Raw genomic sequence first — 23,756 nt, 5'->3', positions numbered from 1 at the left:
CCGTTGTTCGTTGAGCGGCTGTCCGTCGAGTTGCCGGTCGTGAGCAGCGGGCGCCGAGTCGCCGGCCGTCAGCCCCTGGCGAGGACACCGGTGACCGCCGGCCGGAGAGGCACGTCGCCCCCGGCCGGCGGTCACCGGTGTCCCGCCGTTCCCGGCCCGGTCACTGCGCCCGGTGCACCACCTCACCGCCGACCACCGCGAGGTCGACCCGGGCGTCCAGGAACGCCTTCGGCTCCAGCTCGAAGAGGTCGTCCGAGAGCAGGACGAGGTCGCCCAGCTTGCCCGGGGTGAGCGAACCGAGCCGGTCGTCCAGGAAGTTGGCGCGGGCGCTGCCCAGCGTGTACCCGCGCAGCGCGGTGGCCAGCGACACCGTCTCGGCGGGCATCCACGGCTCGCCGCCGTCCAGGCCGCGGCGGGTGACGGCCGTGTAGAGGCCGACCAGCGGGTCCATCTCGGCGACGTTCCAGTCACTGGAGAAGGCCAGCACCGCGCCCGCCTCCTCCAGGCTGCGCATCGGCCAGGCCTTGGACCAGCGGCCCTCCCCGACGGCCTCCGCCCAGTCCTTGCCGGGCCCGGCGATGTCGGGCGAGCAGTGCCGGGGCTGCATGCAGGCGACCACGCCCAGCTCGGCGAAGCGCGGCACGTCGGCCGGGTCGAGGCACTCGACGTGGACCACCTGGTGGCGGGCGTCGCGCGGGCCGTTGACCCGGCGGGCGTGCTCGACGGCGTCCAGCACCGTTCTGATGCCGCGGTCGCCGGTGGCGTGCACGAAGGCCTGGAAGCCGGCCGCGTCGAGGCGGGCCAGCACCTCGGCGAACTCCTCGGCCGGGTAGAAGGTCTCGCCGCGGTGGCTGTGGTGCCCGGCGTAGGGCTCCAGCAGCGCGGCGGTGTGCGGCTCCACGACGTCGTCGATGTACAGCTTCAGCGGGCCGACCCGGAACCGGTCGGTGTCGTACCGGCGGGCCGCCGCCGCGAACTCGGCGAGCTCCGCGTCGGTCGTGCCGCGCGGGTGGAAGAGTGCGGCGACCAGGCGGGACCGGAGCCGGCCCTCGGCGATCGCCCGCTCGAACAGGGCCAGGTCGTCCAGCGAGTTCTGCGGCTCGACGATGGTGGTGATGCCGTAGCGGGCGGCGAGGTCGAGGCTGGCCGCGAGCCGGCCGTACTGCCGGTCGGGGGAGGCCCAGGGGACGCCGGCCGCCCGCAGTGCCCGGTGGCCGTCGCGGGAGAGGCCGCGGACGGCGAAGTCGGTGAGGAAGCCGGTGGGCTCGCCGGTGGCCTCGTCCTTCCGGACGGTGCCGAAGGCGAGCTCGCGGGTGTCCGCGGTGATGCCGAGGCGGCGCAGGGCCGCGGTGTTCAGCCAGGCGGTGTGCACGTCGTAGCTGAGCACGAAGGCGGGCCGGTCGCCGGTGTACGGGTCGAGGTCGGCGGCGGTGGGCATCCGGCCGTCGGGGACGGCGGTGTAGTCGAAGGCCTCGCCCTCGATCCAGTCGGCGTCCGGGTTGCGGCGCAGCCACTCGGTGATCCGGCGGCCGATCTCGGGCAGGGAGCCGGCGCCGGCCAGCTGCACGCAGGCCGCGTCGGAGCCGAGCCGGACGTGGTTGTGGCTGTCCACGAACCCGGGCAGCAGCAGCCGGCCGCGGGCGTCGACCACCTCGGTGCCGGGGCCGGCCAGTTCGCGCCAGTCGTCGCCGTCGCCGACCCAGGCGATCCGCCCGTCCCGGACGGCGACCGCCTCGGCGCGGGGGCGGCTGTCGTCGACGGTGTGGACGTGGGCGTTGTGGACGATCAGCTCGGCGGGGCGGTTCACGAGTTCTCCCGGACGGGGGCGGCGGGGGTGGTGGTGGTGGTGGTGGTGGCGGTGGGGGCGGCCCCGAAGGCGGCGGCGCCCGGGGCGGTGCTCCAGCCGGTGTCCCGGTCGTCGTTCCGGTCGCTGCCCGGGGCGTCGTGCGGGCCGTCGTGCGGGTCGGTGCGCGGGTCGGTGCCCGGGTCGTTGCTCTGGTCGGCGGGGAGGCTGAGCACCCAGTGGGTGGCGCTGCGCGGGCGCAGGTAGAGCACCCAGTACAGGAGGCCGACCACCACCACGGCGAGCGTGATCAGCAAGTCCCGCCCGGTCTGCTGGGTGAGCGTGTAGCCGAGGACGACGGTGGTCAGAACGGGGGCGGCCGGCCAGAGCGGCATCCGCCAGGCGTCGACCAGCCGGTGCCGGCCGCGCCGGGCGGCCAGGGCGGCGACGCCGAGCAGCAGGTAGATCACCGCGACGACCACGCCGGTGAAGCCGAGCAGGGCGTCGATCGGCACGGTCAGCGCGAGGACGGCGCCGGGCAGGCCGATCGCGAGGGTGGCCACCCAGGGCGAGCCCCAGCGCGGGTGCAGGGTGCCGAGGGCGCGGTTCACCGGGTCGGGCCAGGTCCGGTCGCGGGCCGAGGCGTACAGCACCCGGCCGTTCTGGATCACCATCACGATCACGGCGTTGAGGATGGCCGCGGCGATGCAGAGGCTGACGAAGGTCCCGACGCCGGTGCCGGCCCAGTCGTCCACGATGGCCACGAGGTCCCCCGTGGCGAGCTGGTCCGGGGAGCTGACGCCCAGGCAGATCGCGATCACCGGGAGGGTGATCACGACGACTCCGGCCAGCAGCGACCAGAGCACCGTCTGGGCGACCGAGCGCCGGGGGTCGCGCAGGTCCTCGGAGAGGTAGACGGCGGTGCCGAACCCGTTGTAGGTGAAGATCGCCACGGCCAGGCCGGAGACCAGCAGCCCCGCGGTGAACGGGCTGGTGCCGCCCTGGCCGTCCGGGACGACCGCGTGCACCAGGGTCGAGACCGGCTGGTGGACGTGGGTCAGACCGAGCACGGTGACGACGCCGGCGGCCAGCACCTCCAGGCCGAGGAAGGTGCCGGTGATCAGCGCGTTGGACTTGATGTCCAGCACGCCCACCGCGACGGCGAGCAGCATCACCGCGCCGCCGGCCACGGCCGGGTCCAGCGAGAGCACCGAACCGAGGTAGCCGGCGGTGCCGAGGGCGATGATCGGCGGGATCACCAGCAGCGACACGATCGAGATCACGAAGACCAGCCAGCCGACCGGCCGGCCTAGGACCCGGCCGACGATCGAGTACTCGCCGCCGGCGCTGGGCACCAGGGTGCCGAGCTCGGCGTAGCACAGGCCCACCCCGAGCGACAGCACGGCGGCCACCAGCAGGCTGATCACGGCGCCGCTGCCCTGCGACTGGAGCAGCGGGGGCACGACGATGAACAGCGACGAGGCGGGCGTGACGCAGGACAGGGTCAGCAGGACCCCGCCGAACACGCCCAGGGACCGAGGCAGCGCCGCGACCTGCGGCGGAGGGGGAGGAGAAGACGCCATCGGGGGGACCGGACTCTCTCGCGGGGGAAGGGGTGTGCGGCCATTGAAGGCGGGCGAAAAGAACGCGTCAAGAGAGTCACGGCATCGTTTCGCCGGTGAATGGTCATCAGCACGGCGATTCATCTGTTCAGGTGGTCTTGGGCGACCGGATCGCCTACCTGATGGGCAGATCGTAGGTGTAGGACTCCTTCACGATCTCCAGGTGTACCCAGGATTCCGAGCGGGCCACCCCCGGCAGCCCCCGCACCGCCTCCAGGCCGGCCAGCAGCGCGGACCGGTCCGGCGCGTCCAGGCCGCACACCACGTCGAACCGCCCGTAGCCCGTCGCCACGTAGTTCACCCCCGGCAGCGCCGCCGCGGCGTCCGCCACCGACCGGACCGGGCCGCGCACCCCCAGGCCCACCCCGGCCGCCTCCCGGACGCCCAGCGCGCGGGACTCCACCAGCCCCGTGACATGGACGGCGCCGCCGTCCAGCAGCCGCAGCACCCGGGCCCGGGTGGCCGGCTGGGACAGGCCGATCGCCTCCGCGAGCACCGCGAAACTGGCCCGTCCGTCGAGCTGGAGCAGGCCGATCAGCCGCCGGTCCGCCGCGTCCAGCTCGGGCGGCGGGCCGGGCCGGCCCCCCGCCACCTCGGGCGAGTAGGCGTCCCGGACCAGCTCCGCGCAGCGGAACACCTCCAGGCCGCGCACCCCCGGCACCGCCCGCAGCGCCGTGAACTCGCGCTCCAGGGCCGCATCGTCGGGGACCCGTAGCTCGGCGAGCACGCTCTGCGCCCCGGCCGTGCAGGAGACGAAGCTGGCCGCCCGGCGCCGGGCCGCCAGCGCCGCCACCGGGCCACTCGGGCCGGCCACGTCCATCGACACGTGCGCCACCGCCGTGATCCCGGCGGCGGCGGGCGGCACGATGCCGACGATCCGCACCTCGCCGCGCTGCAGCAGCCGCTGCACCCGGGCCCGGGCCGCCTCGCGCGAGATGCCGAGCAGCTCGGACAGCCGTTGGTAGCTGACCCGCCCGTCGTGCTGCAGTTCGCGGACGAGGGCGGCGTCGGTGGCATCGAGCAACGGGGGCTCCTGGGGCTCCTGGGGGCGAGGTGGGGAGTCCCGGCAATCTACCGTCCGGCATCCGGCGGTGGGGTGGGGCGGGGTGGCGACGGGGGCGACGGGGGACGGCGGCTGCGGCCGGCGTCGGGCCCCGGGCCGGGCCGGCCGGTGCGCGGGGGGCCGGTGCGCGGGCGGCCGGTCAGGTGGCGGGGTGCCCGGGGCCGGCCCGGAAGGCGATCATGGCGATGTCGTCCCGGGCGTCCGGCACCTCGGCGAGCAGGTGGTCGCAGAGGGCCGGCAGCGACAGGGTGCGGGCCCGGTCGGCACTGGCCGCCAGCCGGGCCAGGCCGGTGGCCAGGTTCTCGCCGGGGACTTCGATGAGGCCGTCGGTGTAGAGCAGCACGGTGTCCCCCGGGGCGATCCGGGTGCGGTGGGTACGGCGCGGCTCCGCGGGGGCGACGCAGAGCGGGACGTCGGCCTCGTCGGTGTCGAGGAACCGGGGCGGGCCCTCGGCCGGCAGCAGCAGCGGCGGCGGGTGCCCGGCGTTCGACCAGGCCGCCTGCCAGCTGCCGTCGTCCGTGCCGTCCGTGTCGTCCGTGCCGTCCGTGCCGTCGGTGCTGCCGTCCCCGGGGCCGTCCGGGTCGCCCGCGTCGTCCGCGCCCCGGCCGGTGCGGGCGAGGTGCAGGTGGACGGCGGTCGCGAAGGTGGCGACGCCCAGCCCGTCGGCGGCGGTGTCCAGCCCGGTGAGGGCGTCCGCGGGCGTGTGCAGGTGGGTGCGGTTGTAGGCGATCGAGCGCAGCATGCTGCGCAGCTGGCCCATGGTGGTCGCGGCGGTGAGGTCGTGGCCGGCCACGTCGCCGATGGTCAGGGCGAGCGACCCGTCGGGCAGCACGAACGCGTCGAACCAGTCGCCGCCGACCTCGGCGGCGCGGTTGCCGGGCTGGTAGCGGGCGGCGAGCACGGCGCCCGGCACCTCGGGCGGGGCGGTGAGCAGGGCCCGCTGGAGGACGAGGGCGGCGTGCCGGGTGCGCTGGAGTTCGAGGGTCTGGCGCAGCGGCAGCTGGGCGCGCTGGAGGACCTCCTGGAGCAGCTCGATGTCCGCCCGGCCCGGTGGCGGGCTGTCGCCGCAGCCGGCGGCCGCGGCCAGGGCGACGGCTGCGCCGTCGAGGACGATCGGCAGCAGGGTCAGGCTGGTGGCGCCGGCCCGGGCCAGCCAGCGGGAGGACTCCTCCGGGACGAGCCCGGGCGGGACGTGGCCGGCCGGGAAGGTCAGCAGGGCGGCCGACTGCTCGGCCACCGCCCGCCGGGCCTCGGGCCCGAGCAGGAAGGTCTGCTGGCGCAGCGGCGGCAGCGGGGGCAGGCCGAGGCGGGCGGTGGAGGCGATCCGGATGCCGCGCAGCTCGTCCGGCTGGGACGCGTGCTCCCGGCCGGACAGGACGAACACCGTGCAGGCGTCGGTGAGTTCGGGCACCACCAGGTCGGCGACGGCGGCAAAGGCGTCCTCCGGGCGGGTGGCCTCGGTGACGGCGACGGCCCGGGCGAGCATGCGCTCGCGCATCCGGTTGCGCCAGCGGTCCTCGATGTCGGAGGTGGCGCCGATCCACTCCACCAGCCGGCCGTCGCGGACGATCGGCACGGCGCGAGTGGCGACGTGCCGGTAGTCGCCGGAGACGGTCCGGACCCGGAAGGTGTGCTCGAACATCGCCGGCTCGCCGGCCGCCGCCTCGGCCCAGCGCCGGACGAGCCCGTCCCGGTCCCGGGGGTGGATCAGCTCGAACCAGGTCTCGTCCATGGTGTCCCGCCAGGGGTACCCGGTCAGCTCCTCCCAGCCCGGGACGAGTTCGGCCATCGTGCCGTCCGCGCGGGTGAGCCAGACCAGCTGGGAGACGGCCGACATCAGCGCCTCGTAGCGCTGGAGGGCCTGGAGGCGGTCGGCCGACAGCCGCTCGGCCCGCTGCACGGAGTGCACCTCGGCGGTGGTGTCGATCGCGCTCACCAGGACGCCGGGGCCGAACCGGGAGGAGACCGGCGAGCAGCTGTAGATGAAGTGCCGGTGGTCCTCCGGGTCGTCCTCGGAGGTCTCCACGGTGCGTGGGGTGGTGACCTGGCGGGCCGTCCGGTCGGCGCCCACCAGGTCGAGGGTCTCGAAGAACCGCTCCACCCCGGGCTCGGTGAACACCTCCCGGACGGGCAGTCCGACCGGCCGCGGACCGAACAGGCTGCGGAAGGCGTCGTTGCAGTACACCAGCCGGTGCTCCGGGCCGGCGGTGAGGGCGATCGCCGCGATGGCTCGGTCGAAGACCTCCGGAGTCAGCTGAGGCTCGGGCACCTGTGTCGTCCCCTTCGGCGGTGCAGGGCGGCGACGGCGGGTCCAGCGCCGCGGCCGCTCGGTGAGCGACGGCCGCGAGGCGAGCAGCGCTGATCGCCGGCGGCCGTCCCCCCGCACGGTACCGGCGGACCGGGTGCGTGCGGGGAGCAGAGCCGCTCCGCCGGCCGACGTGTCGCGCCGGGCCGGCGGAGCGGGGCCGCCGGTCCGGCGGGGCTGCGGCGGGGCTGCGGCGGGTCGGGGGCGGGACCGGCGGCCGTGGAGGGTCGGGCCGGCGGCGGGTCGGGGGTCAGGCGGTGGGGGTGCGCGCGGCCGTGGCGGCGCGGACGGCCGCCGCGGCGAGCCGGTGGTTCTCCGCGGCGCCGCCGCCCTCGCCGAAGGCGAACCGGCGGCGGGTGTAGCTGTAGGCGATGCCGCTGCGCGGGTCGGCGAAGGACTGGGCACCCACCGCGCCGCTGTGGCCGAAGGCGTCCGGGCCGAGGAAGGGGTAACGGGAGCTCTGGGCCTCGAAGCCGAGACCGAAGTGGTCCTGCTCGCCGGTCACCAGGTCGGTGCCACGGGTCCGGACGGTGCCGAACTCGGCGATCGTCCCCGGGGTGAGCAACGGGGGCCGGCCGTCCAGCCCGGCGGCCGCCGCCGCGTACAGCCCGGCCAGCCCGCGGGCGTTGCCGACGCCGCCGCTGGAGGCCGGACCGAGCGCCCGCACCGCGCGGGAGCCGGCGTACTCGACCAGGTCGGTGGGCGGGGTGGCGTTCAGGTTGAAGGCGATCCCGGTGAGGCTGTCCGGCGCCGGCGCGCCCGCCGCCGCCACGGCCTCCTGCTCCACGGTGAGCAGCGCGGGCAGCACCGGCAGGTAACGCGGCTCCAGCTCCGCGGGCAGCCCGAGGTGGAAGTCGAGCCCGTACGGCGCCCGGACCAGCTCCTCGTACAGCTCCTGGATCGAGCGGCCGGTGCGGCGGCGGACCACCTCACCGGTGAGCGCGCCGATCACGAACGCGTGGTAGCCGTAGCCCGCCCCGGGCTCCCAGTACGGCTTCTGCACGGCCAGCCGGGCGGCCAGCCGCCGGTCGTCGGCCAGCTCCTCGACGGTGAAGCCGCCGTCCACGCCGATCAGCCCGGCGCGGTGCTCCAGCACCTGCCGCAGGGTGATCCCGCCCTTGCCCTCGGCCGCGAACTCGGGCCAGGAGCGGGCCACTTGCTCGTCGAGGTCGAGCACGCCGCGCTGCACCAGTAGGGCGACCACCAGGTGTGCGGCGCCCTTGGCGGAGGAGTACAGGGCGAACAGTGAATCGCCGGAGACCCCCTCGCCGGCCCAGAGGTCCACCACCCGGAGCCCGTCGAGGTGCACGGCGAGCTGGGCGCCGCCGCTCTCCGGCTCGGCCGCCACGACGGCGGCGAACTCCGCCCGTACCTCCTCGAACCCGGGCGCGACGCTCCCCCGGACGGTGACACTGCTCGCCATGACTCCCCCTCGGCACCGGACCTGGTCAGGCCTTGATCACCGGCCTGCCGAGGCGTCAACCACCGGCAGGCCGGGTGCATTCCGGATAGGGGCGCCCGGCCATCGGCCGAGCGCCCCCGGTCGCGGTCGGCGGTCGGCGGTCGGCGTCGGGCCGGCCGCCGGCGGGCCCGACGTCAGTCGGCGGTGTGCCGCGCGGTGAGGGCGTTGAGCAGGGCGGCGCCGCGCTCGGCGTCGTCGACGCTGACGGCGAAGTCGGCGCCCCGGTGCGGGTGGACGACCAGGCAGTCGCCGCCGCGGAGCATCACCGTGGTGCCGAGGCCGTTGAGGCGGTAGCCCCAGCCGCCGACCTGGGCCGGGGTGCGCTGTTCGGCCCGGGCCGACTCGATCGCCTCGACCGGCCAGCGGCGGACCGGCCAGCCGGCCGGACCGAAGGCGACCTCCAGGCCCTTCGGCGTCACCAGCGTCTGGACGGAGGAGCAGGCGAACGCGGCGAGCGAGACGACCGCGAGCGGGGCGAGCACCGGCCACGGCGTGCCGATCAGGCCGGCGACGGCGGCGACGGTGGCGCCGAGGGAGGCCAGGCCGAACACGGCGGCGGTCAGCTGGAGCCAGGGGTTGACGGTGCGCGAGAGCCAGGCGAAGCGCTCACCGGCGGGGATGTCGAGGCGCGGGCCGCCGTCGGGCGCCGGGCCCGGCCCGTCGGCCCGGCCGCCCGCCCCGGCGCCGCCGCGGTGGGCGGCGAGCCGGCCGAGGAGGCCGGCCAGCAGCGACGCCACGAGGACGAGGACGACCTCGGGGCCGATCGCGGCGGCCTCCGTCCAGGTGGTCCGGTCCAGGTTGGCGTGCACGATGGACGCCTGGGCGCCGGTCAGCAGGACGCCTCCGGCGATCAGCCCCGCGGCGTACCAGGACCGGGGCGCCGGTCCGGTCCGGCGCGCGGTCAGGGCGAGCGCCAGCACCAGGGCGGCCCAGATCCCGGCCGGGACGAGCGGCACCGCCCAGAACGGCAGCGAGCCGTCCGGGCGTCCGCCGGCGCCCCAGTGGGTGGCGACGCGGTCCGGCAGCCGGCCGGCCGCCACCAGCGGCAGCGCGACCAGCGTCGCGGCGACCCCTGTCGTCCAGGCGGCCGCGCTCCACCGCGCCCCACGTATCCCGGTTCCCCCGCCGTTCACGGCAGCCTCCTGATCAGTTCGACGAGATCGGTCCTGCTGTAGCCCAGCCGTGCCGCCTCGGCGACCAACGCCGCCGCCTGGACGAGCAGTTCGGCTCGCTGGTCGGCGGCCGTGGCCACCGTCACCCCGCGGCCGCGGCGGAACTCCAGCACTCCTTCGTCCCGCAGCGCGCGCAGGCCGCGCAGGACGGTGTTGGTGTTGACGCCCAGGGCCCGGGAGAGCTCCCGGGCGGGCGGCAGTCGGTCGCCCGGCGCGCACTCGCCCTCGGCGATGGCGCGCCGGATGGCACCCGCGACCTGCTCGTGCAGGGGGCGGCTGTCGGTGAGATCCAGCTTCAGCAGCATGATGCTATCGACAGTAGCACCATCGAGCGCGCATGCCACCGGTGCCGGCGCACCCCGGGCCTCCGGCGCCCCGGCGGGCCGGGAACGCCGCGCGGCCGGGCACGCCCCGGGGTGGTGCGGGGTGTGCCCGGCCGCGTCGGCGTCGGGTCGGGTGGTGCCGCGTCAGTAGTCGACGCTGGGGGCGGCCGCGGTGGGGCCGAGGTCGGGCAGGTCGCGGAGCTCCACCGCCTCGCCGTGGGTGTCGAGTTCGAGGACGATCAGCTCGTTGGTGCCCGGGCGCCAGAGCGGGGCCGGGGCGTACAGGGTGCGCTGCGGGCCCTGCCGGGTGTGGCGGCCGAGCAGGAAGCCGTTCAGCCAGAGCAGGCCGCGGCCCCAGCCGGGAAGGGCCACGAAGGCGTCGGCGGGGGCGTCGAGTTCGGCCTCGAAGCGGTGGAAGACCGGATCGCCGTCGACCGCCCCGACGCCGTCGGAGAAGGCGAGCGCAGCGAGGTCGGCGAGCGGCAGCGGCCGCAACTCCCAGCCGAACAGGCGCTGGTGGCCGTGCGCGACGCCGCGCACGACGCCCTTCCGGTCGTTCTCCAGCAGCGGCCCGTAGTTCACCCGGCCGAGCGCCTCGACCAGGATGTCGAGCGTCACCCCGGCCGGCCCGGTCGCCAGCGGCAGTGTCCCGCCCGGGGAGTTGCGGTCCAGCACGCCGAGCGGCACGCCGTCGGCGAAGACCTGGGCGCGGTCGCCGACGCCGTCGATCCGCAGCGGCAGCGCGGGCCGCGGGCCGGGGACGACCGTGCGGTAGTGGATCAGGCCGAGGGACTGGCCGACCCGCTCCATCGGCTCGGGGGCCGCCCGGTGCACCGGCGCGGAGAGGGCGTCCAGGGACGCGAGCAGGCGGGCCCGGCCGGTCGCCCGCTCGATCCGCTGCGGTGCGACCCGCGGCGGCTGCTCCGGCAGCTCGACCTCCGGCAGCGGCACGTACCGGCCGATGACCTCCCGGAACGCGTGGAACTTCGCGGTGAGTTCACCGGCCTCGCCGATCGGCGCGTCGTAGTCGTAGCTGGTGCCGGTCGGCTGGTGGCCGGCGTCCTCCGGATGGGCACCGGTGTGGTTGGCCCCGGCCCAGAGGCCGAAGTTGGTGCCGCCGTGGGCCATGTAGAGGTTGACGGAGGCGCCGGTGGCGAGCAGGTCGTCCAGGGCCCGGGCGGACTCCTCGGGATCCCGCACGTGGTGCGGCTCGCCCACGTGGTCGAACCAGCCGATCCAGAACTCCATCGCCGTCAGCGGGCCCTTGGGCTGGTGGCGCCGCAGCACCTCGAAGCGCTCGGCGGGCCGCGAGCCGAAGGTGGCGGTGGAGAGGTGACCGGGGACGGTGCCGCCCTGCTGCATGGTGTCCTCGGCACCGTCGGCGGTGAACAGCAGGCAGTCGACGCCCCGGGCGAGCAGGCCGTCGCGCAGGTGGGCGAGGTAGGCGGCGTCGTTGCCGTAACTGCCGTACTCGTTCTCCACCTGGACGGCCACCACCGGGCCGCCCCGGCTCGCCAGCAGCGGCAGGATCTCCGGCACCACCGCGTCGAACCAGCCGTCCACCTCGGCCAGGTAGGCCGGATCGGCGCTGCGCAGCCGCACTCCGTCGGTGGCGAGCAGCCGGGCCGGGAACCCGCCGAACTCCCATTCCGCACAGATGTACGGGCCGGGGCGCAGGATCACGTCGAGGCCGTTCGCCCGGGCCAGCGCGACGAACCGGCCGAGATCCCGCCAGCCGGTGAAGTCGACCTCGCCGGAGGGGAGTTCGTGGAAGTTCCAGGGGATGTAGGTGTCGACGGTGTTGGCGCCCATGGCGCGCAGGCGGCGCAGGCGGTCGTCCCAGAGGTCGGGGTGGATGCGGAAGTAGTGCACGGCGCCGGAGATGATCCGGTGCGGCGCGCCGTCGCGGCGGAATCCGTCGTCGTCGTAGTCGAGCATGGGGACCGGCTTTCAGGGGGAACGTGGCTGGCTGGTCGAGGAGTCGGGCTGCTCGGGCAGCCGCTCGCAGCGGTGGCGATCTCGCATTGTCCGTACCGGCAGGATAGGCGGGCGGACCGGGCCGGCGGCGGCGGCCGTGTCGGCGAGCCGGGCACCGCACGGGGCGCAAGCCTGCCGGGGCGGCGGTGCGCCGCGGGCAGGGGCCGGCCCGTTCGACCGGCCGCCGGGTACGTACTAGGCCGTCCGGTGGATGCCTTCGGGCAGGACGGGGTGGGCGAAGGGCAATCCCTCGGTGTAGCGGGCGAGTTCGTCGGCGGCTGCGGTGGCCATGCGGTGGAGTTCGGTGCCGAGGGAGCCGGCGATGTGGGGGGTGAGGAGGACGTTGGGCAGGTCGTAGAGGGGGGAGTCCGGGGGGAGGACGTCGGGGGTGGTGACGTCGAGGACGGCGTGGAGGCGGCCGGTGCGTGCTTCGTGGATGAGGGCGTTCTGGTCGAGGAGGGAGCCGCGGGCGGTGTTGACGAGGGTGGCGCCGTCGGGCATGAGGGCGAGGCGGCGGGCGTCGATGAGGTGGTGGGTTTCGGGGAGTTCGGGGGCGTGGATGCTCACCACGTCCGAGGCGGAGCAGAGTTCGTCGAGGGGGACGGCGCGGGCGCCGAGTGCGGTGGCCTCGTCGGCGGTGATGTAGGGGTCGTGCAGCAGCAGTTCGAGGTCGTACGGGCGGAGCAGTTCGAGGACGCGGCGGCCGATCCGGGAGGCGCCGACGATGCCGACGGTCTTGCGGTAGTTGCCGATGTTGTCGCCGGGGGTTCGGGGGGTGCGGGCTCGGCGGTAGTCCGCGCCGAGCTGGAGGATCCGCTTGTTGGCGAGGAGGACGGCGGCGACGGTGTACTCGGCGACGGGGAGGGCGTTGGCCCAGGCGGCGGAGCTGACGGTGATGCCGCGGTCCCAGCAGGCGTCGGTGATGTGGTGTTTGACGGAGCCGGCGGCGTGGATGACGGCGCGCAGTGCGGGTGCGGCGGCGAGTGTGGTGGCGTCCAGCGGGGGGCAGCCCCAGCAGCTGATGATGACTTCGGTGCGGGCGAGGGCGGCGGTGGCCTCGGGGGTGGTGAAGTCGTCGACGACCAGGGTGGGGTCGAGGTCCGCGAGGGCGGTGAGCCTGGCCATGGTCGCGGGGTCGATCAGCCGGGCGGGCATCGTGCGGTCCATGGCGAGGAGGGCCCTGGGGCGGCGCCCGGCTCCGGCGGTGGGCCGGGGGGCGGACGTGGTGGCGGGTGCGGCCGGCGGGTCGGGCGGCGGCAGGAGCGGGGTGGTGCGCACGGTGGTCATTTGACGCTTCCTGCGGTGAGGCCGGCTTTCCAGTGGCGTTGGAGGGTGATGAAGGCGGCGATGAGGGGGAGGACGGCGAGGAGGGAGCCGCTGACGACGAGGGGGTAGTACTCGGGGAAGGCGTGGGTCTGGGCGTTCCAGCTGTAGAGGCCGAGGCTGACGGGGAAGAGGTGGTTGTCGGAGAGCATGACCAGGGGGAGGAAGAAGTTGTTCCAGATGGCGGTGAACTGGAAGAGGAAGATGGTGACGAAGCCGGGGGTGAGCATGGGCAGGCCGATGGAGCGGAAGGTGCGCAGTTCGCCCGCGCCGTCGATGCGGGCGGCTTCGAGGATTTCGCCGGGGAGGTAGCCGGCGCTGAAGACGCGGGCGAGGTAGACGCCGAAGGGGTTGACGAGGGAGGGGAGGAAGACGGCCCAGAAGGTGTTGACGAGGTGGAGTCGGGAGGCGAGCAGGTACATGGGCAGGGCGAGTGCGGTGGTGGGGACGAGGACGCCGAGGAGCACGAGGGCGAAGAGTTTTTCCTTGCCGGGGAACGTGTGGACGTGGAAGGCGTAGCCGGCGCTGACGCAGACGAGGGCGCAGAGGAGGGCGCCTATGCCGGCGTAGAGGAGGGAGTTGAGGTACCAGCGGAAGTAGATGCCGTCGCCGGTGGTGGCGAGTTGGTGGAGGTTGTCGCCGAGGTGCCAGTTGGTGGGGGTGAGGGTGTTGCCGGCGAGGAGGTCGCCGGTGTTCTTGGCGGTGGCGGTGAGGAGCCAGCCGAGGGGGAGCAGGGTGTAGGTGGTGGCGAGGACGAGGGCGCCGTTGACGGCGGCCCGCGACAACGTCCACGGCCGACGGGGCGACGTCCGCGGGCCGGGCGCACCGCGGTGCTGCGCGCGGCGGGGGCGGCGTTCGGGGGCGAGGGTGGTCATGCCGGGGCCTCCGTCCGGCGGGCCGGGCGGGTGCGGGTGGCCCGGGTGATGAGGAAGGACAGTGCGGCGGCGGTCAGTGCGAGCAGCACCGACGCGGCGGCCGCCAGGCCGTAGTCGCCGCGTTCGAAGGCGGCGGTGTAGGCGTACATGTTGGGCGTCCAGGTGGAGACCACACCGGGCGAGACACCGTGCAGGATCATCGGTTCGGTGAACAGCTGGAGCGAGCCGATCACGGTGAACAGGGCGACCATCACGACGGACGCGCGGATCAGCGGGATCTTGACGCTGAGAGCGGTCCGCAGCGGCCCGGCGCCGTCCATCACGGCCGCTTCCAGCACCTCGCGCGGCACGGCCTGCAGCGCGGCGTAGAAGATCACCATGTTGTAGCCGGTCCACTCCCAGAGCGCGATGTTGACGACGGCCGGCAACGGGCTGCCGAGCGGTTCGGGGTGGGCGCCGGCCGCGTTCAGCACGTCGAGCACCGGGCTGATGCCGGGCGTGTACAGGTACATCCAGACCAGGGCGGCGATGAGGCCGGGCACCGCGTGCGGCAGGAAGAGCGCGAGCTGGAAGAACCGGCGGGCCCGGGCCAGCGCGGAGTCCAGCAGCAGGGCGAGCAGCAGGGAGAACCCGAGCATCAGCGGGATGTAGAGCAGGCAGTACTCGGCGGTGGTCCGGAAGCCCGCCCGGAAGGCCTGGTCGCCGAGGGCGCGGGTGTAGTTGCCGAGCCCGGTGAAGACCGTCTCGGTGCCGCCGAAGCCCAGGCCCGAGCGGTGTTCGGTGTACAGGCTGAGGTGGACGGCGTAGCCGATCGGGATCAGCGTGCAGGCGGTGAACAGGACCAGGAACGGGGCGAGCAGCAGGGCCGCCGCCCCGTGACGGCCGCGCCGCCGGGCGCCGGCTCCCTGCCGAGGGGGCCGGCCGGCGGCACGGGCGGACGCCGCGGGCGGGGTGCGGTCCGTCACTGCTGGACCTTGAGTCCGCGGTTCTTCAGCTCGCCGAGGGTGGCCTGCTGTGCCGCGTCGAGGGCGCCCTGGACGGTGCCGCCCTGGGTGAGCTTGCCGAAGGAGTCCTTGAGCGAGGTGTTGGTGGCGCCCATGGCCGGGCCCCACTGCCAGTTCGGCTTGATCGACTTCGCGGCGTCGGCGTAGACGGCGTAGATGTCCTGGCCGCCGTAGAAGTCCGCCTTGAAGGCCTCCTTGGCGACCGGCACCAGCGCGGGGGCGGCCGGGTAGGCGGAGGAGGTGCCGGAGGCGATCCGGGCCTTGATGCCCTCGGGCGTGGTGGTGGCCCAGGTGGCGAACTCGACGGCTGCCCTGGCCTTCCTGCTGTCCTTGGAGACGGCGAAGGTGGTGCCGCCGACCATGCCGCTGGCCGCATTGCCGTCCCAGGTCGGGACGGGCGCCACGGCCCACTTGCCGGCGGCGTCGGGCAGGGTGCTCTTCAGCACGCCACCGCCCCAGGAGGCGCCCAGGTAGCCGGCGGTCTCGCCCTTCTGCAGGGAGGCCGTCCACTGCTGGCTGAACGAGGGCTGGACGCGGACGAGGTCCTCGGCGATCAGCTGCTGCCAGTACTCGGCGGCCTGCTTGGTCCGGCCGCCGTTCACGTCCACGTTCCAGGTGTCGCCGACGCCGGTGAACCAGTGCGCGTCGGCCTGCCAGGCCATCGCCTCGAGGGTGACCGGGTCGTCGGGGAAGAAGGTGGCGATCCGGGCGTCGGGCTGGGCCTGCTTCAGCTTCTGCGCGGCGGTGCGGAACTCCTGCCAGGTCTTCGGCGGGGTGAGGCCGGCCTTGTCGAAGAGGTCCTTGCGGTAGTAGAAGGCCTGCGGAGAGGCGTCCAGCGGCAGGGCCCAGGTGGCGCCGCCGAGGGTGGTCAGCTCGACCGCCTGGGGCAGGTACTTCGCCTTGAGGTCGGTGCCGACCAGCTTGCCGATGTTCTGGACGGCGCCCTGGCTGACGAAGTCCGGCAGCTGGGCGTACTCGACGTTGAACACGTCGGGTGCGTTGCCGGCCTTCACCGCGTTGGTGATCTTCGCGTAGCCGCCGGCCACGCCGGACGGGATCTCCTCGAAGGTGACCTTGATGTTCGGGTGCGAGGCGTTGAAGGCGTCGACGACCTCCTTCGTCCCCTTCGACCAGGCCCAGAACGTCAGGGTGACGGGCTTGCCGTCCGAGGCCCCGGCGTCCGAGCTGCTGTCACCGCTGCCGCAGGCCGCGAGGAGGGTGGTGCAGAGGGCGGCCGCGGTGGCACCGGACGCGGCGCGGAGGGCTCTGCGACGGGAGAACGAAGCTGAGGGCATGCACGGCTCCTGGGGCGAGAACGCGGTCCGGGCGACGGGTCGGGGTGGATCGGCCCGCGGACCGCGAGGGGTGGGGGCGAATGCACGCCATCTTGGGCGGGCGTTCGATCGGAGTCAAGGGATTGAGATCAAATGATGTCATTCGATCGCTCGATCCGGGGTGCCGGTGCGTCGCTCGTCACTCCCATGACCTGCGACTATGCGGGCTCGGTGGAGAATCCGGCCGAGGGGTTACGATCCGATCTCGTGGATCATTCGATCGGTAAGGTGTGGCGAATGATCAGCCGCTTCCCGGCGACGCCGCAGCGCCCGCCGGTTCGGCCCGCAGGTCGGGAGCGCGGTGCGGAGCTGGAGCGGGTGCGGAGTTGGGGTAGTGCGGAGTTGGGGTAGTGCGGAGTTGGAGCGCAGGGCCGACCGGGTGGGTCGGGGGTGGGCCGGGTGGACCGGTGCCCGTCCGGGCTCAGCCGCCGCAGGAGGTGCGGACGCTGAGCCCGGGCAGCAGGGAGATCCGGTGCACGGGCAGCTCGCGGCCGGCCGCGAGCCGGCGCAGCAGCAGACCGACGGCGGTCTCGCCGACTGCCCGGGTCGGCGGGGCGACGGCGGTCAGCGCGGGCGCGGCGAGGGCGGCGAACACGTCGTCGTAGGAGATCAGCGCGAGGTCGTCCGGTACGGCCAGGCCGTGCGAGCGCAGCAGCGGGGGGAGCTGGATGGCGTCCTGGTCGTTGTGGACCAGGACGGCCCGCACGCCCTCCGCGGCGGCCTCCGCGATCCTCCGTGCGAGCTCGCCGGGGTCGGTCGGCCGGCCGTCCGGTCCCAAGGTGTCGAGGACCGGCAGCGGGGCGAGGCCGAGCCGGCGGGTGCCGTCCTCGTACCCCGCCCGGACTTCGCGGGCCGTCCAGGAGTCCCCGCGGGCCGCCAGCAGGACCGACCCGTGGCCCAGCCCGGCGAGGTGGTGCAGGGCCAGCAGGACGCCGTGGCGGTGGTCGGAGCTGACCGCGTCCAGGCCGGCGCCGGGCGTGCCGTACCCGGGGGAGCCGCGCTCGACCAGGACGGCTGGTACCGGGAGGGTGTCCAGCCAGTCGTGCTCCCGGCCGGCCCGCCCGGGAGCGAGACCGGGGGTGAGGTCGGGACCGAGGTTGGGGGTGAGGAGCAGGCCGTCGGCGCCGGACTCCAGCAGCCGTTCGGCCTGGGCGCGGTCGTCGCCCGCCTCGTACGGGGCGATGCCGAGGATCAGGTGGGAGCCGCCGGCCGTGGCGGCGGCCCGGGCGCCGGCGATCAGTGCGTCGAAGTAGGAGCCGACGGACGGCACCAGCAGTCCGAGGGTGTACTGCCGGACGCCGGACGCGGCGGCGGGCGGGCCGGTCCGCGGGTCCGACAGCCCCGCTCCCGGACCGGTCCGCGGGTCCGCCCGCCCGTCGGCCTGCGGGCGGCCCAGGGAGACGAAGCCGTGCGAGCGGCCCAGCCGGCCCGCCTCGGCGAGTTCGGCGACGTCGCGGCGCACCGTGACCGCTGGGATGCCGAGGTGGGTCGCGAGGTCGGTGAGGCGGACGGGGCCGTCCAGATCGCGGACGGCCCCGAGGATCAGCTCCCGACGCTCCTCGGCCGAGATGGCCATGGTTCTCCTCCAGGCTGGTCCGGACCGGGCGCTCTTTGATCGAACAGTATCGTTCGATCAACTTCCGATCAAGTGTGCCGTGCCTGCCGGCTGTGTCCTACCGCTGTGTCCGCCCGCCGGCACCGCCCCGACGCATCGGGGCGGTGCCGGCCGCCCGGCCCGTCAGCTGTTGAGGGCCGACCAGAGCCAGGCGCCGTTCACCCGGACGTAGAGCCGACGGTCGGCCGTGTCGACGGCGAGCGTCCCGTCCGCCGGGGGCCGGGGGAACGACGCGTCGCTCACCGGTCCGGCGACCAGCCGCAGCGGTGCGTTCGGTGCGTGGCGGGTGGGCAGGGTGCCCCCGGCCTGGCTGCCGGTGTTCCCGTAGGAGTTCTCGACCCGGAAGTCACCGGTGCTGGAGCTCTCGTAGTAGACGTGGTGGCCGGTCGGCCGGGTGCCGTAGAGGCCGACGACGTCGCGCAGTACGGCCACCGCGCCGGGGCCGGAGTACAGGTCGACGCCGGAGTTCACCGTCGCGACCGGCCCGTTGGCGATCAGGACGTTCTCCAGGGCGGAGGCGGTGCCGGCCCAGGCGATGATGTTCTGCGGCGTGGACCAGCCGGCCGCGAAGTTGCCGGCGTAGGCGTAGATGTTGCGGGCGTACACGTGCTTGCAGGAGGCGTCGACCTTGAGGTGCGGGCCGCCCTGCATCTGCGAAGTCTCGAACTTGCAGTCCGTCAGGTAGATCCCGTTCGGGTTGTTGGACGCCGCGGCGCCCTGGGTGATCCAGAGCGCGCCGGTGCCGAAGGCCTCGAACCGGCAGCCGGTGAAGTGGATCTGGTTGACGTTGTCGCCGCTGTAGCCCCAGCCCGTGGTGGCGGAGGAGTTGCGCAGCCAGACGTTGGGCTGGGTGGTGCTGCCCGCCGGGCCGGTGCTGGACTCGACGACCAGGTTGTAGAACCGGGAGTCCCAGAACTCCACCGCGTCGATGCAGAGATCGTTGTTGCTGCTGATGTAGACGTCGCGGACGTAGGTGTTGTCGTTGTAGTAGAGCTCCAGGACGAGCCCGGTGCGGCGGTTGCCGTTGAAGCCGAGGTCCTCCACCGAGCAGTAGCGGCGGTGGGTGGCGCCGCTCGGGTCGGCCCGGTCGCCCGAGACCCGCAGCAGGATCCCGTCCCCGCCCTTGACCAGCGTGGACGCCTTGCTGCTCGCGCCGACCAGCCGGATTCCGTTGCCGCTCACGGTCAGCGCGGGCGCGCCGGCCGCCGGCACGACGAGGTACGCGCCGACCGGGAAGTAGACGGTGCCCCCGCCGGCGGCCGCCGCCGCGTTGATCGCGCCCTGCACGGCGGCCGTGTCGTTGGCGACCCCGTCGCCGACGGCGCCGTGGGCCTTGACGTCGAACCAGTCGGGAGCTGCGCCGGTCGTCGCCGTGGTCGCCGCCGTCGCGGGCCCGGTGGCCGCGACCGTCGCCGCCCCCGCCAGCCCGGCCACCGCGCCGGCGAGCAGCGCCCGGCGCCGCGTGGTGTCCCCCGATGCCCGTGCGGCTGCTGCCCGGTCGGTCTCTGCCCTGTTCATCGTGGCCCCCTGGGGTGTCCGCCGGGCACGGCCCCCTGCCGCCCCCGGATCGGCCCACAAGATCGCAGGACGTCCGACGGGCCGTCAACCCCGTTCCGGCGGGCCGGCCGCCGGGGAGGGGCCGGTGCCGGCGGCCCGCCCGGTGCGCTGCCGACCGCGCGCTCCCCGGCGGTCGACGGGGTGTCCGGACGGACCCGCCGCGCCTAGACTGCGGAACTCGCGCGTATTACCGGCCGGTAGGGATGGGAGTTCGCATGGCGGAGGAGCGGGTTCACGCGTTCGGGGACGACGCGCTGGGGGAGCACGACGCGGTCGGGCTGGCGGCGTTGGTGCGGGCCGGTGCGGTGAGTCCGGCGGAGCTGGCGCAGGCCGCGGCGGCCCGTGCCGAGCGGGTCGACGCGGCCCTGGCACCGGTCGCGTACGCCGCGTACGGGCATCCGCGGACCGCGCCGGCCGGAGCGGACGGTCTGCTGTTCGGAGTGCCCAGCTACCTGAAGGACAACGTGGACCTGCAGGGCATGCCGACGGGGCAGGGGAGTTCGGCGTTCCGTGCCCGGCCCGCGCGCCGGACGGCCGGCTTCGCCGAGCAGTTCCTCGGCACCGGCCTGGCCGTCCTCGGCAAGACCAGGCTGCCGGAGTTCGGCCTCAACGCCTCGACCGAGTTCGCCGAGGCCCGCCCGGTGCGCAACCCGTGGCGGCCCTCGCACTCGCCCGGCGCCTCCTCGGGCGGTGCGGCCGCGCTGGTCGCGGCGGGTGTCGTCCCGATCGCGCACGCCAACGACGGCGGCGGCTCGATACGGATCCCCGCGGCCTGCTGCGGCCTGGTCGGCCTGAAGCCCACCCGCGGCCGTACGGTCGTCAACGACCAGGGCCGCCGGCTGCCGATCGACCTGGTCACCGACGGCGTGCTGACCCGCACCGTGCGCGACACGGCCGCGTTCTTCGCCGCGGCCGAGCGCCACCACCGCAACCCCGCGCTGCCCCCGCTGGGCCTGGTCGAAGGCCCCGGCGACCGGCCGCTGCGGATCGGGCTGGTGGTGGACTCACCGGTGGCGGTCACCGACGCGCCGACCCGGCAGGCGGTCGAGCTGACGGCGGCCCGGTTGGAGGCGATGGGCCACAAGGTGACGCCGGCGGTCCTGCCGTTCGGCGAGGAGTTCTCCCGCGACTTCACCCTCTACTGGGGCTACATCGCCTTCCTGATCGCCGCCACCGGCAAGCTGATGCTGGACCCGGGCTTCCAGGCCCGCAGGCTGGACGGCCTGACCACCGGGCTGCGGCGCACCTTCCACCGCGAGTTCCGGAAGACGCCGGGCGTCCTGCGCCGGCTGCGGCGGGCGGAGGCCGCGTACGCGGGGCTGTTCCGCGACCACGACGTGATCCTCTCGCCGGTGCTCGCGCACGTGGCACCGCCGATCGGGCACCTGAGCCCGAACGTGGCGTTCGAGGAGCTGATTCAGCGGCTGCACCGCTACGTGGCGTTCACGCCGGTGAACAACGTGACCGGCAGCCCGGCGATCTCGCTGCCGGCCGAGCCGGCGGGCAACGGCCTGCCGATCGGCGTGCACCTCTCCGCGGCGCACGGTCAGGAGCGGCTGCTGCTGGAGCTGGCCTTCGCCCTGGAGGCGGACCGGCCCTGGCGCCGGATCCAGGACTGAGCCGGGCCGGTCGCGAGGGCCCGCGGCCGGTCGCGAGGGCTTGCGCCCGGTCGTGAGGGCTCGCCGGGAGTGTCTGCCGGGAGTGCCCGCTCAGGCCGGGGCCGGTGTGGCGATCACCTGCGCGGCCCGGACCTCGCGGCGGAGCGGGTCCAGCACACCGCTCGGCCCGCCGCCGCGAGCACCGGGGCTGCGAGCACCGGGGCCGCCGGGGCTGCCGCGGTCGTCGAGACCGCCCGGGCCGCCCGGGCCGTCGGCGCCGTCCGTCGCCCCCGCCGGGGCCGTCGGCCCGACCCCCGTCCTCAGCGCGTCCGCCAGTGCGGTCAGCTCCCGGGAGATGGCCGCGACCTCGGCGGGCGGCGGCTCCGGCTCCCCGTGGTCGACCCGGACCCGGGTGGCCGTGGTGGCCTCCACGATCCGCTCGACGGCGATCACCAGCGGCCACCAGGCGGCCGCGCGCGTCCCCACCGGCGGCGGCTCGGTGAGCGCGCGCTGGAACTCCGACCGGACGACCGACAGGTCGCGGTAGAGCCGCCGCCGGTGGCGCAGCCGGCCGCCCTGGTCCCGCCCGGGCGGCCGGGCGAAGGCCAGCGTGACGTACGCGGCGGTGTCCGCGACGGCGTCGGCGAGCCGGTCGCCGATCCGGGTGTGCCAGGACTCCGGCCAGCACAGGTACCCGGCCAGCAGCGAGATCGCGCAGCCGATCAGCGAGTCGTACAGGCGGGGCAGCACCAGCTGGAAGCCCTGGTGGTTGAGCTGGTCGGAGAGCAGCAGGATGACCGGTGTGACGGCGGCCGTCTGGAACGCGTAGCCCTTCGCCGAGAAGGCCGGGATCAGCATGGCGAGCAGCGCCGCCATGGGGACGTCCCACCACCCGCGCGGTACTTCGGCGAGCACCGGGATGGCGATCAGCAGGCCGGCCGCGGTGCCGAGCGCGCGCAGCACGGCCCGCGAGAAGACCGAGCCGAAGTCCGGCTTCATGACGAAGGTGACGGTCAGCGCCACCCAGTACGAGCGGGGGACGACCAGCGTCGAGACGAGCACCTGGGCGAGGCCGATGCAGAGCGCGAGCCGCAGCCCGTACCGCCAGGAGGCCCCGGAGAGCAGGGCCGCCCGGGCGGCCCGCCGGGTGCGGACGCGCAGGCCGGCGGGCCGTCCGAGCCGGTCGGCCGGGCCGAACGGGTCGGGCGAGGGCTCCCGGGCGATGTCGGCCGCGTACCGCAGCGCCTGGTCCAGGGCGCGCTCCGAGGGGCCGGTCGGCGGCGGCAGGTCGAGGGCGCCCGTGCCGGGCCGGCCCCGGTCGACGACGGTGGCCAGGCTCCGCAGCGCCGCCGGGTAGGCGGGCGCGAGCGGGCCCAGCGAGGGCGGCCGCAGCTTGGCCGCCGAGCCGGCCTCGACGACCGGCATCACCGCGTTGAGCTGGGCGATCAGCCGGGCGAGCGCGGGGGAGCGGCCGTGCCGCCGGGTGCGGTGCGCGAGCAGCAGGTCGTAGGAGCGGTTGAGGGACTGCGTGACGGCCTGCCGCTGCTCGTCGTGCGCGGGTGTGCCGGCCGCCGCCAGGAAGTCGGCGACGGTCCGGTACGCCGCGGCGACGGCCACCCGTTCCGGCACGCCGCCGCGCAGTGGCCAGGCGAACAGCGTGAGGACCAGCACCCACAGGCCGCCCAGGGTCAGCAGCAGCGGCGGCTTCCACCACGGCGCGGGCATCGGCAGGCCGGCGCCGACCACGGCGTTGAGCAGGAGCAACAGCCCGGAGGCGGAGGCGACGGCGCCGATCGAGGAGATCATGCCGGAGACCAGCGCGACCGCGGTGAGCGCGACGACCGCGCTCCAGCCCTCCCCGTACACGAGCGTCCCGAGGGTGACGCCGAGCGCGCCGAACAACTGGGGGACGGCGATGTTGAACACCCGCATCCGGTACGCGTCGGCGGTGTCGCCGATGACGGCGTTGAGCGCGCCCATCGAGGCGATCGCGCCGTAGCCGGGCTGCCCGGCGGCCAGGCCGACCGCGAGCGGCGCGGAGAGCGCGAGGCCGGCCCGGGCCACCGCCGCCCGGGGGACGGGTGTGGGGTGCGGGCGCAGGCCCGCCGTGAGCCAGCTGGGGGGTGCGAGCCGCCCGGCCCGTGAGCTCCGTGTCACAGGAAGAACGTACGGCTCCGGGGGCTGCCGGGCCCGGGGGCGGCCCGGGCCCGGCGCGCCGCGTCAGTGACCGGGCAGGGCGGCCGGTCCGTCGCGGCGGGTCAGCTCCATGACCCAGTTGGTCAGCCAGGTCGTGCCCCCGTCGACGGAGAACGCCTGCTCCCAGCGGGCGGAGTCGGCGGTGATGCCGGACCAGACGAAGCGGACCCGCACCGCCCGGCCGTCGTACGTGTCGTCGCCGTGGAACTCGCCCCGGCCGTCCGTGAACCCGCCGACGACGGGCGGGAACAGGGTGCCGCTCCGGGTGCTCGACCAGTACAGCGACCACGTCCGGGCCGCGGGGTCGAAGAGCCGCAGCGTCAGGCCGGTGAAGCCCTCGGTCGGGAACTCGATCTCGTCGAAGCTCGCGCCGCCGCCGAAGTGCCGGGTGGCGCGGCTGACCGCGGGGAACTCCCGCCAGTCGGCGGCCGGGTCGAGGAAGTCGGCCCGGCGCCGGTTGGCGACGTCCCAGGTGCCGAGCAGGAAGTCGAAGTCGTTCACGGGCAGGGTGTCCACGGGCAGGTCGCTCACGGGCGGTCTCCGGTCG

The 23,756-nt window shown here is 75.1% G+C and carries 17 protein-coding genes; 1 reads left to right on the top strand and 16 read right to left on the bottom strand.

The window, feature by feature from the left end:
* Positions 1 to 160 precede the first annotated feature (160 nt).
* The 14 genes from OH807_RS07325 to OH807_RS07260 all read right to left on the bottom strand — a co-directional run bounded on the left by OH807_RS07325 (position 161) and on the right by OH807_RS07260 (position 19,376).
* Complete coding sequence (locus OH807_RS07325) at positions 161 to 1,807, bottom strand: amidohydrolase (protein ID WP_406195346.1); 1,647 nt, start codon at positions 1,805 to 1,807, stop codon at positions 161 to 163.
* Positions 1,804 to 3,366: an APC family permease gene (locus tag OH807_RS07320; RefSeq protein WP_406195343.1), complete on the bottom strand. Its 1,563-nt coding sequence runs from the start codon at positions 3,364 to 3,366 to the stop codon at positions 1,804 to 1,806. The genes OH807_RS07325 and OH807_RS07320 overlap by 4 nt, the downstream gene beginning before the upstream one ends.
* 154 nt (positions 3,367 to 3,520) lie before the next feature.
* The gene (locus OH807_RS07315) at positions 3,521 to 4,429 is read right to left on the bottom strand and encodes an Lrp/AsnC family transcriptional regulator (protein ID WP_406195341.1); all 909 of its coding nucleotides are present in this window, start codon (positions 4,427 to 4,429) and stop codon (positions 3,521 to 3,523) included.
* A 178-nt stretch (positions 4,430 to 4,607) separates the two neighbouring features.
* On the bottom strand, positions 4,608 to 6,737 hold the full coding sequence (locus OH807_RS07310; protein WP_406195339.1) for a SpoIIE family protein phosphatase: 2,130 nt from the start codon (positions 6,735 to 6,737) through the stop codon (positions 4,608 to 4,610).
* Between the two features lie 286 nt (positions 6,738 to 7,023).
* Positions 7,024 to 8,196, bottom strand: a complete 1,173-nt coding sequence (locus OH807_RS07305) for a serine hydrolase domain-containing protein (protein ID WP_406195337.1) — start codon at positions 8,194 to 8,196, stop codon at positions 7,024 to 7,026.
* 173 nt (positions 8,197 to 8,369) lie between these two features.
* Positions 8,370 to 9,368, bottom strand: coding sequence for a DUF1648 domain-containing protein (locus OH807_RS07300; RefSeq protein WP_406195335.1), 999 nt, complete (start codon positions 9,366 to 9,368; stop codon positions 8,370 to 8,372).
* Positions 9,365 to 9,712 carry a GntR family transcriptional regulator gene (locus OH807_RS07295; RefSeq protein ID WP_406195333.1) on the bottom strand — a complete coding sequence of 116 codons (348 nt, stop codon included), beginning with the start codon at positions 9,710 to 9,712 and terminating at the stop codon, positions 9,365 to 9,367. Before OH807_RS07295 ends, OH807_RS07300 begins: the two co-directional genes overlap by 4 nt.
* Before the next feature lie 162 nt (positions 9,713 to 9,874).
* Entirely contained in the window at positions 9,875 to 11,668 is a 1,794-nt protein-coding gene (locus tag OH807_RS07290) for a glycoside hydrolase family 35 protein (protein WP_406195331.1), read from the bottom strand.
* Between the two features lie 234 nt (positions 11,669 to 11,902).
* Entirely contained in the window at positions 11,903 to 12,874 is a 972-nt protein-coding gene (locus OH807_RS07285; protein ID WP_406210777.1) for a hydroxyacid dehydrogenase, read from the bottom strand.
* A gap of 116 nt (positions 12,875 to 12,990) precedes the next feature.
* Complete coding sequence (locus tag OH807_RS07280) at positions 12,991 to 13,905, bottom strand: carbohydrate ABC transporter permease (RefSeq protein WP_406195328.1); 915 nt, start codon at positions 13,903 to 13,905, stop codon at positions 12,991 to 12,993.
* Positions 13,902 to 14,870, bottom strand: a complete 969-nt coding sequence (locus tag OH807_RS07275) for a carbohydrate ABC transporter permease (protein WP_406195325.1) — start codon at positions 14,868 to 14,870, stop codon at positions 13,902 to 13,904. Before OH807_RS07275 ends, OH807_RS07280 begins: the two co-directional genes overlap by 4 nt.
* Positions 14,867 to 16,204 (bottom strand): ABC transporter substrate-binding protein, encoded by a 1,338-nt coding sequence (locus tag OH807_RS07270; protein ID WP_406195323.1) that lies wholly within the window; start codon positions 16,202 to 16,204, stop codon positions 14,867 to 14,869. Before OH807_RS07270 ends, OH807_RS07275 begins: the two co-directional genes overlap by 4 nt.
* 460 nt (positions 16,205 to 16,664) lie before the next feature.
* Positions 16,665 to 17,819, bottom strand: coding sequence for a substrate-binding domain-containing protein (locus OH807_RS07265; protein WP_406195320.1), 1,155 nt, complete (start codon positions 17,817 to 17,819; stop codon positions 16,665 to 16,667).
* A 162-nt stretch (positions 17,820 to 17,981) separates the two neighbouring features.
* Positions 17,982 to 19,376: a glycosyl hydrolase family 28-related protein gene (locus tag OH807_RS07260; RefSeq protein ID WP_406195318.1), complete on the bottom strand. Its 1,395-nt coding sequence runs from the start codon at positions 19,374 to 19,376 to the stop codon at positions 17,982 to 17,984.
* 254 nt (positions 19,377 to 19,630) lie between these two features.
* Between OH807_RS07260 and OH807_RS07255 the strand changes: the two genes are divergently transcribed.
* Positions 19,631 to 21,034, top strand: a complete 1,404-nt coding sequence (locus tag OH807_RS07255; protein ID WP_406195314.1) for an amidase — start codon at positions 19,631 to 19,633, stop codon at positions 21,032 to 21,034.
* A 90-nt stretch (positions 21,035 to 21,124) separates the two neighbouring features.
* Here OH807_RS07255 and OH807_RS07250 read toward each other — a convergent pair whose 3' ends face one another.
* Together OH807_RS07250 and OH807_RS07245 are read right to left on the bottom strand one after the other, a co-directional pair.
* Positions 21,125 to 23,170 (bottom strand): FUSC family protein, encoded by a 2,046-nt coding sequence (locus OH807_RS07250; RefSeq protein ID WP_406195312.1) that lies wholly within the window; start codon positions 23,168 to 23,170, stop codon positions 21,125 to 21,127.
* Positions 23,171 to 23,233: 63 nt separating this feature from the next.
* Positions 23,234 to 23,740 carry a hypothetical protein gene (locus OH807_RS07245; protein ID WP_406195310.1) on the bottom strand — a complete coding sequence of 169 codons (507 nt, stop codon included), beginning with the start codon at positions 23,738 to 23,740 and terminating at the stop codon, positions 23,234 to 23,236.
* Positions 23,741 to 23,756 lie beyond the last annotated feature (16 nt).

Origin of the sequence: Kitasatospora sp. NBC_01560, from assembly GCF_045208415.1 — a bacterium.
Taxonomy (GTDB): Bacteria; Actinomycetota; Actinomycetes; order Streptomycetales; family Streptomycetaceae; genus Kitasatospora.
Note: the sequence above shows the minus strand (reverse complement) of the source record. Positions and strands in the feature narration are given on the sequence as shown.

Coding starts and splice junctions, on each gene's coding strand:
- OH807_RS07255 (WP_406195314.1), top strand. CDS start 19,631: ATGGCGGAGGAGCGGGTTCACGCGTTCGGGGACGACGCGCTGGGGGAG.
- OH807_RS07280 (WP_406195328.1), bottom strand. CDS start 13,905: ATGACCACCCTCGCCCCCGAACGCCGCCCCCGCCGCGCGCAGCACCGC.
- OH807_RS07265 (WP_406195320.1), bottom strand. CDS start 17,819: ATGGCCATCTCGGCCGAGGAGCGTCGGGAGCTGATCCTCGGGGCCGTC.
- OH807_RS07285 (WP_406210777.1), bottom strand. CDS start 12,874: ATGGACCGCACGATGCCCGCCCGGCTGATCGACCCCGCGACCATGGCC.
- OH807_RS07290 (WP_406195331.1), bottom strand. CDS start 11,668: ATGCTCGACTACGACGACGACGGATTCCGCCGCGACGGCGCGCCGCAC.
- OH807_RS07270 (WP_406195323.1), bottom strand. CDS start 16,204: ATGCCCTCAGCTTCGTTCTCCCGTCGCAGAGCCCTCCGCGCCGCGTCC.
- OH807_RS07295 (WP_406195333.1), bottom strand. CDS start 9,712: ATGCTGCTGAAGCTGGATCTCACCGACAGCCGCCCCCTGCACGAGCAG.
- OH807_RS07305 (WP_406195337.1), bottom strand. CDS start 8,196: ATGGCGAGCAGTGTCACCGTCCGGGGGAGCGTCGCGCCCGGGTTCGAG.
- OH807_RS07320 (WP_406195343.1), bottom strand. CDS start 3,366: ATGGCGTCTTCTCCTCCCCCTCCGCCGCAGGTCGCGGCGCTGCCTCGG.
- OH807_RS07260 (WP_406195318.1), bottom strand. CDS start 19,376: ATGAACAGGGCAGAGACCGACCGGGCAGCAGCCGCACGGGCATCGGGG.